General features: G+C 68.1%; 13 protein-coding genes. 10 read left to right on the plus strand and 3 right to left on the minus strand.

Features of this window, described 5'->3' with window-relative positions; translation table 11 throughout:
- The first annotated feature begins 69 nt into the window (after window positions 1-69).
- On the plus strand, window positions 70-2,406 hold the full coding sequence (locus ACYVF6_RS45725) for a phospholipase D-like domain-containing protein (protein ID WP_460533372.1): 2,337 nt from the start codon (window positions 70-72) through the stop codon (window positions 2,404-2,406).
- On the opposite strand, the gene ACYVF6_RS45730 is transcribed toward ACYVF6_RS45725, so the two are convergent.
- Window positions 2,403-2,864 carry an NUDIX hydrolase gene (locus ACYVF6_RS45730; protein ID WP_460533375.1) on the minus strand — a complete coding sequence of 154 codons (462 nt, stop codon included), beginning with the start codon at window positions 2,862-2,864 and terminating at the stop codon, window positions 2,403-2,405. The two genes, ACYVF6_RS45725 and ACYVF6_RS45730, sit on opposite strands and share 4 nt — an antisense overlap.
- A 115-nt stretch (window positions 2,865-2,979) precedes the next feature.
- Here ACYVF6_RS45730 and ACYVF6_RS45735 point away from each other — a divergent pair, with 115 nt between their 5' ends.
- The 7 genes from ACYVF6_RS45735 (at window position 2,980) to ACYVF6_RS45765 (ending at window position 13,166) form a co-directional block, all read left to right on the plus strand.
- Window positions 2,980-4,509, plus strand: a complete 1,530-nt coding sequence (locus ACYVF6_RS45735; RefSeq protein ID WP_460533378.1) for a tetratricopeptide repeat protein — start codon at window positions 2,980-2,982, stop codon at window positions 4,507-4,509.
- 459 nt (window positions 4,510-4,968) lie between these two features.
- Entirely contained in the window at window positions 4,969-6,957 is a 1,989-nt protein-coding gene (locus ACYVF6_RS45740) for an ABC transporter substrate-binding protein (protein WP_460533381.1), read from the plus strand.
- Window positions 6,958-7,004: 47 nt separating this feature from the next.
- Entirely contained in the window at window positions 7,005-8,000 is a 996-nt protein-coding gene (locus ACYVF6_RS45745; RefSeq protein WP_460533384.1) for an ABC transporter permease, read from the plus strand.
- Between the two features lie 21 nt (window positions 8,001-8,021).
- A complete protein-coding gene (locus ACYVF6_RS45750) occupies window positions 8,022-9,179 on the plus strand; it encodes an ABC transporter permease (protein ID WP_460533387.1) in 1,158 nt (385 codons plus the stop codon).
- Between the two features lie 13 nt (window positions 9,180-9,192).
- The gene (locus tag ACYVF6_RS45755) at window positions 9,193-11,412 is read left to right on the plus strand and encodes an ABC transporter ATP-binding protein (RefSeq protein ID WP_460533390.1); all 2,220 of its coding nucleotides are present in this window, start codon (window positions 9,193-9,195) and stop codon (window positions 11,410-11,412) included.
- A 42-nt stretch (window positions 11,413-11,454) separates the two neighbouring features.
- Window positions 11,455-12,372, plus strand: coding sequence for a diacylglycerol/lipid kinase family protein (locus tag ACYVF6_RS45760; RefSeq protein WP_460533393.1), 918 nt, complete (start codon window positions 11,455-11,457; stop codon window positions 12,370-12,372).
- Window positions 12,369-13,166, plus strand: a complete 798-nt coding sequence (locus ACYVF6_RS45765; protein WP_460533396.1) for a metallophosphoesterase family protein — start codon at window positions 12,369-12,371, stop codon at window positions 13,164-13,166. The genes ACYVF6_RS45760 and ACYVF6_RS45765 overlap by 4 nt, the downstream gene beginning before the upstream one ends.
- 6 nt (window positions 13,167-13,172) lie before the next feature.
- On the opposite strand, the gene ACYVF6_RS45770 is transcribed toward ACYVF6_RS45765, so the two are convergent.
- Both ACYVF6_RS45770 and ACYVF6_RS45775 read right to left on the minus strand, forming a co-directional pair.
- On the minus strand, window positions 13,173-13,952 hold the full coding sequence (locus tag ACYVF6_RS45770; RefSeq protein ID WP_460533399.1) for a hypothetical protein: 780 nt from the start codon (window positions 13,950-13,952) through the stop codon (window positions 13,173-13,175).
- A gap of 8 nt (window positions 13,953-13,960) precedes the next feature.
- The gene (locus ACYVF6_RS45775) at window positions 13,961-14,872 is read right to left on the minus strand and encodes an ABC transporter ATP-binding protein (protein ID WP_460533402.1); all 912 of its coding nucleotides are present in this window, start codon (window positions 14,870-14,872) and stop codon (window positions 13,961-13,963) included.
- 143 nt (window positions 14,873-15,015) lie between these two features.
- Between ACYVF6_RS45775 and ACYVF6_RS45780 the strand changes: the two genes are divergently transcribed.
- Window positions 15,016-16,221 (plus strand): sensor histidine kinase, encoded by a 1,206-nt coding sequence (locus tag ACYVF6_RS45780; RefSeq protein WP_460533405.1) that lies wholly within the window; start codon window positions 15,016-15,018, stop codon window positions 16,219-16,221.
- Complete coding sequence (locus ACYVF6_RS45785; protein WP_460533408.1) at window positions 16,218-16,877, plus strand: response regulator transcription factor; 660 nt, start codon at window positions 16,218-16,220, stop codon at window positions 16,875-16,877. Before ACYVF6_RS45780 ends, ACYVF6_RS45785 begins: the two co-directional genes overlap by 4 nt.
- Window positions 16,878-16,894 lie beyond the last annotated feature (17 nt).

Genomic DNA, 16,894 nt, shown 5'->3' on the forward strand with positions numbered 1-16,894 from the left:
GGCTTTCACCGGCTGGCTCCTTGGTGCCATGCCCCTGCGCGGTCGCGGATTTCCACCGATGGTGTGAACATGAGCCGTCGATCCGTTCTCGCCGCCCTGCTGGCGTTGCCGTTCGCCGCCGCTGTCCTCGCACCGGCCACACCGGCGAACGCCGCCACCACGTTCGAGACCGTCTTCACCTACCCGACCCTCTCGGGCACCCAGGACCTGGCGATCGAGAACAAGGTGATCCAGCTGATCGGGCTGGCCGCTCCGGGATCGACGATCCATGCGGCGATCTACACGCTGACCCGTGAGACCGTCACCGACGCGCTGCTGGCCGCCAACGGCAGGGGAGTGAACGTCCAGGTGGTCGCCGAGGACGACGAGCCCACCGAGTCGGCTGCCAAGCAGCGGTTGCGGACGGGCCTGCCGGCCGGCAACTTCACCTACTGCGACGACGGCTGCCTCAGCTCGGAAGCCGGGCGGATCAACCACAACAAGTTCTACGTGTTCAGCGCGCTCACCGACGGCCGGACCAACGTCGTGATGCAGACGTCGCAGAACATGACGACGACGCAGACCCGGATGCACAACAACGCCGTGATCGCGAGTGGCGATGCCGGCCTCGCGACCGTCTACCGCAACCACTGGGCCAAGCTGAAGGCTCACCAGCCGCAGACGATCTCCGGCAGCGGAAAGACCTCCGACGGGAAGGTCGAGGTGTTCTTCTCGCCGCGCAACACCAGCAGCGACGCGTCGACGTTCGGCAACTCCGACATCGCGGCCGCGATGCTGAACGACGTCAAGTGCCCGGACGGCAAGATCCGCGTCGGCATGGCGTTCTGGACGACGGCCCGGCCCAACATCACAACGGTGCTGGCCGCCAAGCACGCGGCCGGCTGCAGCGTCGAGGTGATCGCCGACGGCGACGAGACCGCGCTGCCCGGGCTGGCCGACGCCGGGATCGCGGTGTTCGGACTGCCGGACGGCGGCTGCCGCTATCCGTACGGCAACGCCTGCTACGTCTCCAACATCCACTCGAAGTACGCGATCGTCGAGGGCGTGTCGACGAGGGCAGGCGTGTTCAAGAAGTACGTCTACACCGGCTCGCACAACTACACCGGCGCCGCCAAGGACGACAACGACGAGACGCTGATGAAGGTCGACGATGCCGCGACGTACGACGCCTTCCTCGCCGACTACACCAAGGTGCGCGACGAGGCGATCAGGATCGAGCCGTCCCGCTATCCGAACGCGACGTACCAGACCGTGAACACCGCGGCCGGCGGCGACCAGGACGACCCGGCGATGGCCGCCAACGACGCGGGCGACCTGGCCGTGGCTTGGGAGGACAGCCCGGGAACCGCGAACACCAGCGCACAGGTCTTCCTGCGGAGGTACCACAACGGCACTTCTGTGTTCGAGAAGAGCATCTCGGGCACCGGCAGCGGCTCGTGGGCCCACACCGAGCCCGACGTGGCGATCGACTCCGCCGGCAACACCGTGGTGGCATGGGCCGAGGACGGCGACGGCAACGGCTCGCGCAACGTGAAGGTCGTACGCCTCGGCCCGACCGGACCGGTGCTCGGCAGCGTCCAGGCCAACTCCGACCCCGCCGGCGACCAGATCTTCCCGTCGGTGGCCTCGGAGCCGGACGGCGACTTCGTGGTCGCGTGGGAGAGCCGCCCGTCGGAGACCGCGACGACGGCGACCGTGCACGCGGCCCGGTTCTCGGCCGGCCTCACCCGTGGTTATGAGAAGCAGGTCAGCGCGGCCGGTGGCACGCTCAACCGGCGCCCCGACGTGGCCCTCGACTCCGCCGGCAACGCCGCCTTCGTCTGGGACGAGGACTCCGACGGCAACGGCTCGTTCAACGTCGGCATGACCGCGTTCAACGCGAGCGGCGGCGTGGCGATCGCCGAGACCAACGCCAACTCGGCGACGGGCGGCGACCAGACCCAGGGCAGCGTCGCGATGAACGCCTCGGGCGCGTTCACCGTCGCCTGGACCGACGACCGCAGCGGTGCCAACCGGATCTGGGTACGCGGCTTCAACGCGGGCGGAGCACAACGGTTCTCCGAGCGGGTGCTGACGCCGGCTCCTTCGGTCGACTGCACCGAGTGCCCGGCGATCGGTTCGCAGACCGTGCCGCAGGCCGGCATCGACTCCACCGGCCGCGCGATCGTGGCGTTCGACGAGGCCGCGTCCGACGGCACCGACGTCTGGGCCAGGGGAGTGGCCGCGAACGGCTCGTTCGACGGGGTGTTCCCGGCGCGGAAGGTGAACCCGGTGACGCCTCGTACGCAGGCCTACGCGGCGGTGGCTTCGACACCTGCCGGCGGCCTGTCGTTCGGCTTCGCCGACGACACCGACGGCAACGGCCTCGCGCAGCTCCGCCTTCGCCGCGGCTTCGGCCACGGCTAGACGGTGCCGGTGGCTTTCCGGATAACGTCCGGAAGTTCGGGCGGGTAGGTCACGTCGCTGGCCTCGAGCTCGTCGGCGTTCCACCAGCGGTAGCCGAGCGTCGTGTCCTTCTCGATCGGCTCCATGTGGTCGAAGGAGACCTCGGCGTCACCCACCCGGACGGCGAAGAACGTCTGGTCCTGCGTGATGGCGTACGGCCCGAAGCTGAACTCGACCGTGCTCGTCCCCAGCGACTCGCTGAACTCCTCTACCTGGACGAGGATCCCGGCCTCTTCGTGCAGCTCGCGCATGGCAGCTTCCTGCAGCGTCTCGCCGTCCTCGGCCGCGCCGCCGACGGTGAACCAGAACGGTTCGTCGGGCCGGTGCGGGTCGAAGCCGTTCAGGAGCAGGACTCGCCCCTCGGAGTTGACGGGGAGTGCGCGCGCGGTGAATCGCCGTAACGGTGTCAGCGGGGTCACCTGGACAAGGTACCCGAACCGGGCGAACGTCCTGGGCGGCCAACTTCCGGTTGTGGTACCAATGCCAGACGGGAAGCCCGGTGACACCGGGGACAATCGGGAGGAAAGAAGCGAGATGGCAATGGGGGCTGAGGAGCCACAGCAGTTGTTCTACGCGATGGCAACGCAAGCCGAGCAGCACGTCCGGAACGGAGAGCACGGCCAGGCACTGCAGCTGTTCGCCCGCATCGTCGCCGGAGGCGACCCCGAGTTCGGGCCGCACGCCGCGTTACGGGTGGGTGCCCTGCTCGCAGACAGCGACCCGGAGGCCGCGGCCGCGAGCTGGCGGTTCGCCGCCGACCACGGGGCGGGCGAGATCGCGTCGGCGGCGGCGTCCAACCTGCAGCTGCTGGCGCAGCACACCGGCCGGCCGGCCCGCACCGAGCCGTCCTCGATCGCGGAGGTCTACGGCCGGGCCGCGGTCGGGCGCGGGCGGATGCTGTTGAGCGCCGGCGACATGCAGGCGGCTGACCAGGCATTCGAGGAGGCGGTCGGCTGCCCGCATCCTGACGTGGCGGCGGAGGCGCGGGTCCACCTCGGCACCAGCCGCGCGATGCAGGGCGACGCCGACTCCGCGCTGTCCGCGCTGAACCAGGTGGTCGAGAGCGGACATTCGCACTGGGCGCCGCTCGCCGCGATCGACGTGGCCGAGCTGCTCTGGGATCGCGGCGAGACCGCCCGGGCCGTCGAGTTGCTGCGCTGGTCGGCCAGCACCAACCACCCGACCGCGCGTACGTCCGCGCTGTCCAGGCTGGCGGCTCTCGGCGAGTCACCGGCGGCCGAGCCCGCGTTCGCCGGCACCGGTGGCGACGGCACCGCCGACAGCCCTCAAGGCCTGCAGGGCCAGCCGACCTTCCAGTACTCCAGCGACAGCAACGCCGCCGAGGCCGCCGGCTACACCGACGACCCCGGCGGCTCAGACGAATCTGACCGCTCTGACGACTCTGCCGGCACTGACGACTTCGAAGACATCGGCGGCATGGTGCTCGGCGAGTCCGCTCCCGACGCGTCCAGCGACGACTCCGACCGCATCGGCGCCGAGGCCGTGCGGACCGGCCGCCGGCTGCTCGGCCAGGGCGACCTCACCTCCGCGCTGCGCTGGTTCGAACAAGCCGTCGACACCGGCCACCCGATCCACGCACCGATCGGCGCCGCCCACGTCGCGCACGCGTTCTCGCAGCGCGAGGGCATGGCCGGTGCGGAGACCGGCATCGCACGGCTCGCCGACAGCGGCCATGGCGAGCTGGCCGGCCGCGGCTGGTTCTTCCTGGGCCGGCAGCTGGTGGCGGGCGGCACGTTCGACGAAGCCGAAGAGGCGTTGCAGAAGGCCGCCGACCTTCCCGGCAACGCCCAGCCGGCCGCGACCTGCAGCCTGTGGGTGCTCGACGCCGACCTTTCCAACGCCGAGGAGACCTTCGGCGAGACGCTCGACCGCACGCCGGATCTCGCCGGCGAGGTCGTCGGCCTCGCCGTCGACTTCGGTGACGTCCTGCGCCGACAGAACGATCCGCAGAGCCGGACGGCTTACGAGCTCGCGTTCCACCTGGCCCAGCGCACCGGTGACGAGGTGTTGGTGGCGGACGTGCGGAAGTTGCTCACAGGGTGACCCCTCGACCACCGACCGATTCCGGCCAAGGCCGCAAAGGGCACTTTACCCGCGACTGTTTATGCACATAACGTAAGCAGCGGATCGACCACGGTTAGCATGGAAGTGCGGTCGGGCCGGACGTCTCTGGCCGGCTCGGCAACACCCTGAACGACCTGAATCGAGCGGCTCGTGACGCGCCCCGTTGCGAACGAACGGCCAGGTGAGCTGCCAATTTGGCGGCTCGGCGACGTCGCGGCGCCAGCGCTCGGACCGCCTGGTCGGGTGTGTCTGACCGGTTACGGACTCGTGGCCAAAACTTTTCAGGTGCCTGTTGTGTGTCGCCCGGCCAAGCCCTATGGTTGCTTCAAATTGGAGAGCGCTTTCCTGGGCCCGGGAAGGCGCTCGCTGTACCTCACCAAGGACCCGGTGTGGCCGCGTTCGGACGGGCGGCCACCTCAAGGATGAGAGGGGTTGTGTATGAACAGCCCACACAGCGCCGGAAAAAAGCCCAGTAGGCGAGACCTGATCCGCATGGCCGGCGGCGGGCTACTAGTTACGACCTCCCTCAGCGGCTGCTCGTTCTTCTCCACCGACCCGACGAGCACCGGCAAAGGCAACGGCGACACCAAGAAGGGGCCCAACCCGAAGGAAGCCCCGGCACTCTCGGCCGATGTGAAGTCGGGCAAGCTGCCGAAACTGTCGGAGCGGATTCCGAAGAGCCCGCTCGTGCTGCAGCCGAACGAGGGAATCGGCAAGTACGGCGGCACGTGGCGGAACGCGCTGCTCAACAAGAACGACAACTCCTGGCTCGGCCGCACGATGGGCGGCGAGAACCTCCTGCGCTGGGACATTCCGTGGGAGAAGGAGACGGAGCCGCTGCCCAACGTCGCTGAGAGCGTCACGCCTTCCAGTGACGGCAAGGTCTACACGATCAAGCTTCGCGAAGGCATGAAGTGGTCGAACGGCGATTCTTTCGACGCCGACGACCTGCTGTTCGCGTTCAACGACGTCATGCTGAACCCCGACATCACGCCGGTCGCGCCGGACTTCATCCTGAGCGACACCACCCCGGCCACGATCAAGAAGATCGACCAGACCACGGTCGAGATCACCTTCGCCAAGCCCAACGGCCTGTTCATCCGGCGTTGTGCGATGGGGCAGCCGCTCACGGCGAGCCCGCGAAAGTACCTCTCGCAATTCCACAAGAAGTACAACAAAGACGTCGACAAGCTGGCCAAGCAGGAGAAGCAGACCGACTGGATCGCGCTGTTCCTCGCCAAGAGCGACAACTGGGCCAACCCCAAGAAGCCGACGCTGAACCCGTGGATGACCATCAACGCCCTCGGTGACAGCGGCAAGCTGACCGCGGTTCGCAACCCCTATTTCTGGAAGGTCGACCCGGACGGCAGTCAGTTGCCGTACCTCGACAAGGTGGTCTACGACATCATCTCCGACGCGCAGGTGATTCTGCTCAAGGGCCAGAATGGCGAGCTGGACTTCACCACCCGGCACATCACGAACCTGGCGAACAAGCCGGTTCTCGCCGCGGGCAGGAAGAAGGGGCAGTACGACTTCGTCGACCTGCGCAACACCGTCATGAACGACATGGTCATCGCGTTCAACCTGAACGACAAGGACCCGGTGCTGCGGAAGGTCTTCCAGAACAGGGACTTCCGGATCGGCATGTCGTATGCCATCAACCGGCCGGAGATGATCAACGCGGTCTGGCAGCGTCAGGGCGAGCCGTACCAGGCGGCGCCGGTGCCCGAGTCGGAGTACTACGACGAGGAGTTCGCCAAGCAGTACACCGAATACGACGTGGCGAAGGCCAACCAGTTCCTCGACAAGGCCGGCCTCACCAAGAAGGGCGGCGACGGTTTCCGGCTGCGCCCGGACGGCAAGAAGCTCACGTTCCAGATCGAGGTCGCGAGCCCGGCGTTCCTGCCGTTCTGGCCGGACGCCGCGAACCTCGTCAGCCAGTACTGGAAGAAGGTCGGAGTCGACGTCACCGTCAAGAACGAGGACCGCTCGCTGTTCTACGAACGCAAGGACGCCAACGGCGCCCACTGCACGGTGTGGCAGGGCGACGGCGGCGGCCGGGGCGGCGAGATCCTCGAGCCGCGGTGGATCTTCCCGTACAGCAACGAGTCGAACTTCGCGCAGCTGTGGCGTACGTACTTCCAGACCCGCGGCAAGGACGGCGAGAAGCCGCCGCCCGAGACGCTGAAGCAGATGCAGCTGTACTGGCAGCTCACCAACGAGCCCGACACCGAGAAGCAGAAGGATCTGTACAAGCAGATCATTCAGATCGCCAAGGAGCAGTTCTACGCGATCGGCACGGTTCGGATTCCCAAGACGTTCGCGATCGTGAAGAACAACTTCCACGGTGTGCCCAAGGTGATCCCCGAGGCGCCCGTGTACAACACGCCCTACCCGATCCAACCCGCGCAGTTCTGGATCGGCTGAACGGCCCACCGGCTGTGAACGTAGAAGTGGTCTGGAGGTAGTCGTCGTTGTTCCACTACATCTTGCGCCGGGCGCTGTTGATGATCCCGACTTTGATCGTGATCTCGATCGTGTCCTTCGCGATCATCCAGGCGCCACCCGGCGACTACCTCACGACCGTTGTCGCTCAGCTCTCCTCACAGGGCGACATCGTCGACCAGAACCAGCTCGCCCAGCTCAAGGTGCAGTACGGGCTGGGCGACCCGTTCGTCGTGCAGTACTGGAAATGGATCAGCGGGATCGTGCTCCATGGTGACTTCGGCTGGTCGTTCCTGTGGAACCGCTCGGTGTCCGACATGCTCGGGCAGCGGGTGCCGCTGACCGTCACGATCGCGGTTCTCACCCTGCTGTTCACGTGGGTCGTGGCGTTCCCGATCGGGCTCTACTCCGCGGTCAGGCAGTACTCCATCGGCGACTACATCTTCACCACGTTCGGCTTCCTCGGGCTGGCGATCCCCAACTTCATGCTCGCCCTGGTGTTGATGTGGATCGGGCTCACGTACTTCGGGCAGAGTGCCGGCGGCATCCTGTCGCCGCAGTACCAGGACTCGGCCTGGAACCTCGGAAAAGTGCTCGACCTGATCAGCCATATGTGGGTGCCCATCGTCGTCCTCGGGACGGCGGGCACGGCCGGGCTGATCCGCGTCCTGCGGGCGAACCTGCTCGACGAGCTCCGAAAACCGTACGTCGTGGCGGCCAGGGCCCGAGGGATGCCAGAACGCCGGCTGACCTGGAAGTATCCGCTTCGCGTCGCTCTGAACCCGTTCTTCTCCACGGTGGGCTGGGTGCTGCCCGGCCTGATCAGTGGTGAGGTGATCGTGGCGCAGGTGCTGAACATCCAGACCACCGGACCGCTCCTCGTCGACGCGCTGAAGGCGCAGGACATGTATCTGGCCGGCTCGGTCATCCTGATAGCAAGCGTCCTGACAGTGGTCGGCATGTTGATATCGGACATCTTGCTTGCCTGGTTGGACCCGCGCGTCCGGCTCCGGTACGGCGGCTGAGCGGAGAGGGAGGACGCGACGATGACAGAAGCACTGTCCAGCCTGCGATCCGACACGCCATCGGGCGGCGGCGAGCTCAGCGGAGTAGAAGAGTCCAAGGTCGCCGTAGCACCACAGTGGAAGCTGGTCTGGTGGGCGTTCAAGAAGCACAAGGTGGCGCTGGTCTGTGCCATCGTCACCTTGCTGGTCTACCTGATCGCACTCTTCAGTCCGTTCCTGGCGCCGTACTCCACGGAGTACTTCCGGGCCGACTACGCATACGCGCCGCCGCAGCGGTTGCACATCCTCGACGACGGCAAGCTCGGGCTCTTCGTCTATGCGTACAAGTCCAAGCAGGACCCGGAGACGCTGGAACTCAGCTGGTCGACCGACGAGACCAAGAAGGTGCCCGTCCGCCTGTTCACCAAGGGGGAGGACTACAAGCTCTTCGGGCTGATTCCTTCCGACATCCACCTGTTGGGTCCGGCCACGGGAACCAAGGGCCAGCCGATGTACCTCTTCGGCGCCGACAAGAACGGGCACGACCTGCTGTCCCGGATCATCCACGGCTCACTGATCTCGATGTCGATCGGCTTGATCGGCGTGATCGTCAGCTTCATCCTCGGGATCCTGCTGGGAGGGGTTTCGGGCTTCTTCGGTGGTATCGCCGACACGGTCATCCAACGGGTGATCGAGTTCTTCTCGTCAGTGCCGACGTTGCCGCTGTGGCTCGGCCTGGCGGCGGCGGTGCCCGCGGACTGGGGCCCACTCTCGCGCTACTTCGCGATCACCGTCATCCTGTCGGTGATCGGGTGGACGCACATCGCCCGGCAGGTACGCGGCAAGTTCCTGGCGTTGCGGGAAGAAGACTTCGTGATGGCGGCGAAGGTCGACGGCGCCAGCCAGCCACGTATCATCTTCCGGCACATGCTGCCGTCGTTCACCAGCCACCTGATCGCTTCGCTCTCGTTGTCGATTCCCGGCATGATCCTGGCCGAGACCTCCTTGTCCTTCCTCGGTCTCGGGCTGCAGGAGCCGACCGTGAGCTGGGGTGTGCTGCTCCAGCAGGCGCAGAACATCCGTTCGGTGCAGACCGCACCCTGGCTGCTGATCCCCGGTCTCTGCGTGGTGGTCGTCGTACTCGCGCTGAACTTCTTCGGAGACGGCATGCGCGACGCGGCCGACCCGTACAAGAACTAGTTGAGGATGATCGATGGAGCACGTGAGCAGCGAGACGCTCGAGGTCGGCAAGACCCGTAAGCCGACCGACACGGTGGACCTCGGCGACACCGACATCCTGTTGAAGATCGAGGGCCTGAAGACACACTTCTTCACAAGTGAAGGTGTCGTGAAGGCGGTCGACGGCGTCGACATCTCCGTGCCGAAGGGCAAGACGGTGTGTGTGGTCGGCGAGTCGGGCTGCGGCAAGTCGATCACCGCGCGGTCGGTGATGCAGCTCGTCGATCCGCCTGGAAAGATCCTCGAAGGCAAGGTGCACTGGCGCGCCGGCGACGACGGTTGGGTCGACCTGGCCAAGCTCGGCTCGCGGAGCGAGGAGCTCCGCCGGGTACGCGGCGGCGAGATCGGCATGGTGTTCCAGGAGCCGATGGCGTCGCTGTCGCCGATGTACACCGTCGGCGACCAGCTGATCGAGGCGATCCTGCTGCACCAGCCGCTCAGCAAGGAGAAGGCGCGCGAGCGGGCCATCCAGCAGTTGCGCACGGTCGGGATTCCCCAGCCGGAGCAGCGGATCGACGCCTACCCGTTCCAGCTGTCCGGCGGCATGTGCCAGCGTGTGATGATCGCGATCGCACTCTCCTGCGACCCGGTGCTGCTGATCGCCGACGAGCCGACGACGGCGCTGGACGTGACGACCCAGGCCCGGATCCTCGACCTGCTGCAGGATCTGCAGGAGCAGACCGGCATGGCGATGATGTTCATCACCCACGACCTCGGCGTCGTGGCGGAGATCGCCGACGAGGTCGTCGTGATGTACCTCGGCACCGTGGTCGAGCAGGGCAGCGTTGACGAGATCTTCAGCCGGCCCAAGCACCCGTACACCAAGGCGCTGCTGCGTTCCATCCCCACTATGCGTGGAACGGGCGAACGGCAAAAACTGGCCGCGATTCGTGGGATGGTGCCGCATCCACAAAATCGCCCGGCCGGTTGCCCGTTCCACACCCGCTGCGAGTTCGCGATGCCGGGTGTCTGCGACACCGAGAGCCCTGACGTCACGACGTTCGAGGACGGCCACCTGACTCGGTGCCATCTCTACGGCGACAGCGAGGGCGCGGCCGACGGGCTGGCCCGGGCCGAGGCGCTCCCGGTGTCGGCGACCGAGGCAGCCGAAACCGTCGTGCACGTGACCGAACGAGAGGCGGCACCGGCCGACGCCGCCGCGGTGGACACCGGCGTCGAGTCGCTGCTCGAGCTGGTCGGAGTCAACAAGTACTTCCCGATCAAGCGCGGCATGTTCAGCCGTACGCTCGGCAACGTCCGTGCGGTCGACGGCGTGAACCTCACGATCCGGCCAGGTGAAACCCTCGGCCTGGTCGGCGAGTCGGGTTGTGGCAAGACGACCCTCGGCCGCTGCATCGCCCGGATCCACGAGCCGACCGCGGGCAACATCTTCTATCGCGACGAGAACGGCAAGCGGGTCGACCTGGCGGCGTTGCCGAACCGCGACCTGAAGGACTATCGCCGGCAGATCCGGATGATCTTCCAGGACCCGTTCTCGTCGCTGAACCCGCGGATGACGCTGGAGCAGCTGGTCGGCGAGCCGTTGCGCAACAGCCGGCAGGCGCAGGGATCCGAGCTGCGCGACCGGGTCGAGGACATGCTGTCCCGCGTCGGTCTGCGGCCGGAGTATGCCCGGCGCTATCCGCACGCGTTCTCCGGTGGTGAACGGCAGCGGATCAACATTGCCCGCGCGCTGATCACCGGCCCCCGGCTGGTCATCTGCGACGAGGCGGTCTCGGCGCTGGACGTGTCGGTGCGCGCGCAGGTGCTGAACCTGCTGTCGGACCTGCAGGAGCAGTTCGACCTGACGTACCTGTTCATCTCGCACGACCTGTCGGTGGTCGAGCACATTTCCGACCGCGTGACGGTGATGTACCTCGGCAAGGTGGTCGAGACGACGGACACGGCGACGCTGTACTCCACGCCGCACCATCCGTACACCGAGGCGTTGCTGCACGCGGTGCCGTTGCCGGATCCGACGAACAAGCGGGCCAGGCACGAGCACGAGCTGCCCGACGACCTGCCGGACCCGTCGAACCCGCCACCTGGCTGTCCGTTCCACACGCGGTGCCCGCACCTTCAGCCGGAGTTGTGCAAGACCGATGTGCCGGACCTGCGGAAGACGGCCGACGGGCACTTCGCGGCGTGCCACCACGTGGAGAAGTTCTCGCTGACCGGTGTGGCCGCGCGCTGAGCGTTACCGGTAGGGAGCCCGGATCGAGGGCATAGTGCATGGGTGGACCAGGTAGGGATCATCTACAACGCGCGCTCGGGCGCCCTGCTCGCCGAGGCTGACTCGGTGGAGGAACGGCTGCGCGACCTGTTCGCCGGCCGTGGGGTGAAGGCCGACCTGCGCGCGTTCGATCCCGACATGGTGGCCGCGGACGTGCGCTCGTTGCTCGCCGCCGGCCCGGACGCGTTGATCGTGGCCGGCGGGGACGGCACCATACGTACGGTCGCGGCGCAGCTGTCCGGCGTCGACGTCCCGCTCGGGATCCTGCCGGCGGGCACCATGAACGTGCTCGCGCGAGACCTGGGCATACCGAACGACCTGGACGAAGCCACCGACGTCCTGCTCGCCGGCGAGGTCCGCGAGATCGACGTCGCGATGGTCAACGGCGACCTGTTCCTCTGCAGCTCGACGCTCGCGATCATGCCGCACCTCGGCCAGCTGCGGGAGCAGGCCAGGGACGGAATCGGCTGGCGAGTCGTTCGCCTGGTAGGCAAGGCGATCCGGATCCTGTGGCGGTATCCCCGGATGCGGCTTTCCGTCGTCGTCGACGGAACGGAGCATGCCGTCCGTACCCGGGCGATGGTCGTGTCGAGCAACCCGCTGACGACCGCCCCGGTCCGGATGCCGAGCAGAGAGCGGCTCGACACCGGCGTGCTCGCGGTCTACATCGCCCAGGACCGGACGAACTGGGACCTGCTGGCGGTCACGGCCAAGCTGTTCGACGGCAGCTGGCAGCAGGACGCCCGGCTGCGCAAGCTCGAAGGGCGAACCGTGGAGGTTCGCACGGACCAGCTGGGAGGGATGAGCGTCATGAGCGACGGCGAGACCGCTCAGTTGTCGACGCCGATCCGCTACGAGATCCGGCCACGCGCACTGGCTGTGCTGGCCGGCCCGCCGGACAAGACTCCGGAGGACACATGACTGTACGCGTGGCGCAGATCTCGGACCTGCACTTCGGCCGGCACGTGCCGCAGGTCGCCGAGGGGCTGCTCGCCGACCTGAAGGAGGAAGGCCCGGCGCTCGTCGCGGTCTGCGGCGACCTGACCCAGACAGCGCGCGAGTGGGAGTTCCGCGCGGCCAGGGAGTTCCTCGACCAGTTGCCGGCTCCGGCTCTGGTCGTCCCTGGCAACCACGACCTGCCCGGCTGGCGGTTCTGGTCGCGGTTCGCCCGCCCGTGGCGGCGGTGGCGCCGCAACATCTCCGACGACCCGAACGGCCCGGCGATCCACCGGGCCGCCGGAATCGTCGCGGTCGGCGTCAACACCGCCCGGCGCTGGGGCTTCCACCCCGACTGGTCGCGCGGCCGGATCAACTCCCTGCAGCTGGCCGGAATCCTGTACGCCCTCGGCCAGGCCGACCCCGACGACGTACGGATCGTGGTGGCCCACCATCCGTTCCTGCTCACGCATCCGGGCCGGAACCGCGGCCTGGTCGGCCGCTCGGAGCTCGCCCTCGAGAAGCTGCACCAGCGCGCCGACCTGCTGCTCGGCGGTCACATCCACCTCGCGTACAGCGGTGTGGTCGACGGCATGGTCGTGGCACAGAGCGGCACCGCGATCAGCAACCGGCTGAAGGGCGAGCCCAACAGCTACAACCTGATCGACGTCGACGGCGGTGGCATGACCGTTGAGACGCGGCACTGGACCGGCGACGGCTTCGAAACCGCCCGGTCCAGCCGCTACGCCCGCGATGGCCACGACTGGAGCCCAGGCTGACACCAGCTAGCTGACCTCGCGCCGGACCGTACGGATCACCCCGGCTACCAGCGGCAGCAGGATCCAGAGCCCGAACGAGACGCCGATCTCGGCCCAGTGGCCGCTCCACTGCCCGGCCTGGACGTAGCCGAACGTCGTCGCCGGGTTGAGCCATTGGCCGGCCGTACTGAACACCGAGAACGCCCCCAGCACGCCCCACACCATCGGCAGCAGGTAGTAGAGCACGATCGACGCCGCGGAGTTCTGCAGCAGGAAGCCGAACGCCAGCGCCATCGCGAGGTTCAGCACCACGAAGCCGGTCGTTCCGGCCACCGCCTCCCAGCCCAGGTTCCACCCGACGGCGCGGCCGAGCAGGCTCGAACCGGCGAGACCGGCCGCCGAGACGCCGAACAGGAAAGCCGTCCCCAGCAGGCTGAGCAGCAGCGCGCAGCTGAGCTTCGCCATCAGCACCCGCAGCCGTCGCGGCTCCAGGGCGAACGTGACCGCCGCCGTACGCTGGCTCCACTCCGCCGTCGCCGACAGGATCGTCACGACCGGCAGCAGGATGGTCAGCACCAGTGAGGCGATCCCGGCGTACCCGCTGAACGTCTGGTCGATGCTCTGGACGGCCAGCGGCACGGCGAGCACGCCCACGGTCAGCACCGCGACCAGCGCCAGCAGCCATCGGGCCGCCCTGGTGTCGGTGCTCTTACGCCACTCCACCCGCAGCAGCCGGGCGAACGGGATCGGGTGCAGGTTCGGCATTCCGGTGGCGGCGGCTGCCACCGGAGCGGGTCGATCGGTCACGGCGGTCATCAGGCGGCCTTTCCGGTGTCGTCGGAGTTGTTGGTGAGCGAGAAGAAGAGCTCCTCGAGCGCGGGCCGGTCCGAAGGGCGCAACTCGACCAGGACGATCCCGGCTTCCAGCGCCATCCGCGCGACCGTCTCGGCCGCCGCGTCGACCGACAGCGCACCGTCAGCGGACGGGCCGAACGGGACGTCGCGCGCCGTGAGCAGCTCTCGCAACCGCGCCTGATCGGCTCGGATTGCCTTCACCAGCAGACCGTTCGACGTCAGCAGCTCCTCCAGCGAGCCCTGCGCCAGCACGCGCCCACCACCGATCACGACGAGCCGGTCGACGGTCGCCTCGACCTCGGCGAGCAGGTGGCTGGACAGCAGCACGGTGCCACCGCGGTCGGCGAAGTCACGCAACAGCAGCCGCATCCACGCGATGCCTTCCGGGTCGAGCCCGTTGGCCGGCTCGTCGAGGATCAGCACCCGCGGATCGCCGATCAGCGCCTGCGCGATGCCGAGTCGCTGCCGCATGCCGAGTGAGTACGTGCCGACCCGCCGGTCACCTGCCCTGGCGCCGAGCCCTACGGCGTCCAGTACCTCGGCGACCCGGCGGCCCGCGTCGGGTACGCCGGCCAGGTCGGCGGCGATCCGCAGCGTCGCCCGGCCGGTCCGGCCGGAGTGCGTCGCGGCCGCGTCCAGGAGCGTCCCGACGACCCGGGCAGGGTTCGGCAACCGCTGGTACGGCCGGCCGGCGATCGTCGAGATGCCGGTGTCGGGCCTGGTCAGTCCCGTGATCATCCGGAGCGTCGTCGACTTGCCGGCACCGTTCGGGCCGAGGAAGCCGGTGATGGAGCCTGGTTCGCAGGCGAATGTCACGTCGGCCACGGCGGTGGTGGGTCCGTAGCGCTTGGAGAGTGCGGTTGCGCTGATCATGCGTTCCAGGCTGCCGCCCGGACCGGGCCGCGCGCATCGGCAGCTCGGCCGGATCCCGCGCGCTCTCGTTCACACTTTCGTCGTCGGTGGCGCGACGATCGGCCGATGCCGCCAGTTCGGGCGGACGCATAAGGTAAGGTGCCGTGACCGAACCGATGTCTGGGCCGATATCCGGGCCCAGCTCCTGGTGGCGACGCAGCCGCCGCGACTGGCTGGCCGATGTCACGGTCTCCGTGGTCGCGGCCGGCGCGGGCGTCGCACTGATCTTCTTCGTCCGCGACAACAACGGCATGTCCGATCTCCGGTTCGTGCTCGAGTTCGTCGCCGTCGCCGCGTCCTGCCTGCTGTTGTTCGTTCGCCGGCGCTGGCCCGTTCCCGTCGCTGTCGTCACGCTCCTGGTCGGGCTGTTCTCCGCCGGTGGAGTGCCCGCCGGCATGGTGATGTTGTTCGCGATCGGCGTCTACCAGCCGGCGCGCGTCGCGATCGGGTTCGCGGTCGTCAATCTCGTGCTGACAGCGATCTCGGAGGTGGTCCGCCCGGATCCGAACTCCTCGTTCTGGGAGGCGTTCCTCTGGGCAGGAGCCTCGACCCTGGTGCTGGTGGCGTGGGGCATGGTCATCCGGACCCGGCGTGAGCTGGTGCGGTCGTTGCGAGACCGGGCCGAGCGGGCGGAGGCCGAGCAACGACTGCTTGCCGAGCAGGCCAGGCATGCCGAACGTTCCCGGATCGCGCGCGAGATGCACGACGTGCTGGCGCACCGGATCTCGCTGATCGCGTTGCAGGCAGGAGGTCTGGAGGTGCGACCCGACCTGCCGCCGGGCGAGGTCGAGTCCTCCGCGCAGCTGATCCGGTCCACCGCGCGGCACGCGCTGGAAGAGCTGCGCGACGTGATCGGCGTCCTGCGCGACGGTCCGGGCGGCAACGGGCCGTCCGAGGTGCCGAACGCGCCGCAGCCGGCGCTGCGCGACATCCAGCGGCTGGTCGACGACGGCAGGCGCGCGGGTGCGAACGTCACGCTCACCATGGCCGTCGACGAGGCCGAGGCCGCGCCGGGCGCGCTCGGACGGGCGGCGTACCGGATCGTCCAGGAGGCGCTGACGAACGTCAACAAGCACGCCCGCGGCACCGAGACGACCGTCCGAGTTGCCGGGGGAGTGGGTAAGGGCCTGCGAGTGACCGTGCGCAACCGGCTGCCGGTCGGCCGCCGCCACGAGCCGCCGCTGCCGGGCTCGGGCCGCGGCCTGGTCGGGCTGGCCGAACGAGTGACCCTGGTCGGCGGCACGCTGTCGCACGGACCAACCCTGGACGGAGCCTTCATGGTCGACGCGAAACTGGAGTGGTCCGCGTGAGTGACGTGATCCGGGTCGTCCTGGTCGACGACGACGCACTGGTGCGGGCCGGCCTGAAGCTCATCCTGTCGGCCGCCGACGACATCGAGGTGGTCGCCGAGGCACCCGACGGCGGCGCCGCGGTCGACGTCGTACGCGAGCACCGTCCGGACGTCGTGCTGATGGACATCCGGATGCCTGACGTGGACGGGATCACCTCGACCGAGCGGCTGCGCGCACTGCCCGACCCGCCGCACGTGATCGTGCTGACGACGTTCCATCTCGACGAGTACGTCTTCGGTGCGTTGCGGGCCGGCGCGAGCGGCTTCCTGCTGAAGGACACGCCGCCGACGGAGCTGCCGCGAGCCGTGCGGCTGGTGGCCGAGGGCGAGGCGATGCTGTCGCCGGCGGTGACGCGCACGTTGATCTCACAGTTCGGAGACGGGCCGGGCAACGCCCGCCGTACGCATGCGGTGGCTGCGCTCGACACCCTGAGTGAGCGGGAACGTGAAGTCGCGCTGGAGATCGGGCAGGGCCGGTCGAACGCCGAGATCGCGGCGGCCCTGTACATGAGCGAGGCCACGGTGAAGACCCACGTGTCACGGTTGCTCACCAAGCTCGACGTGGCCAACCGTGTCCAGATCGCCATCCTCGTTCACGATGCGGGGGTGGCCTAGCGCTGCGAGGATAGTCG

Source organism: Flindersiella endophytica (genome assembly GCF_054779015.1).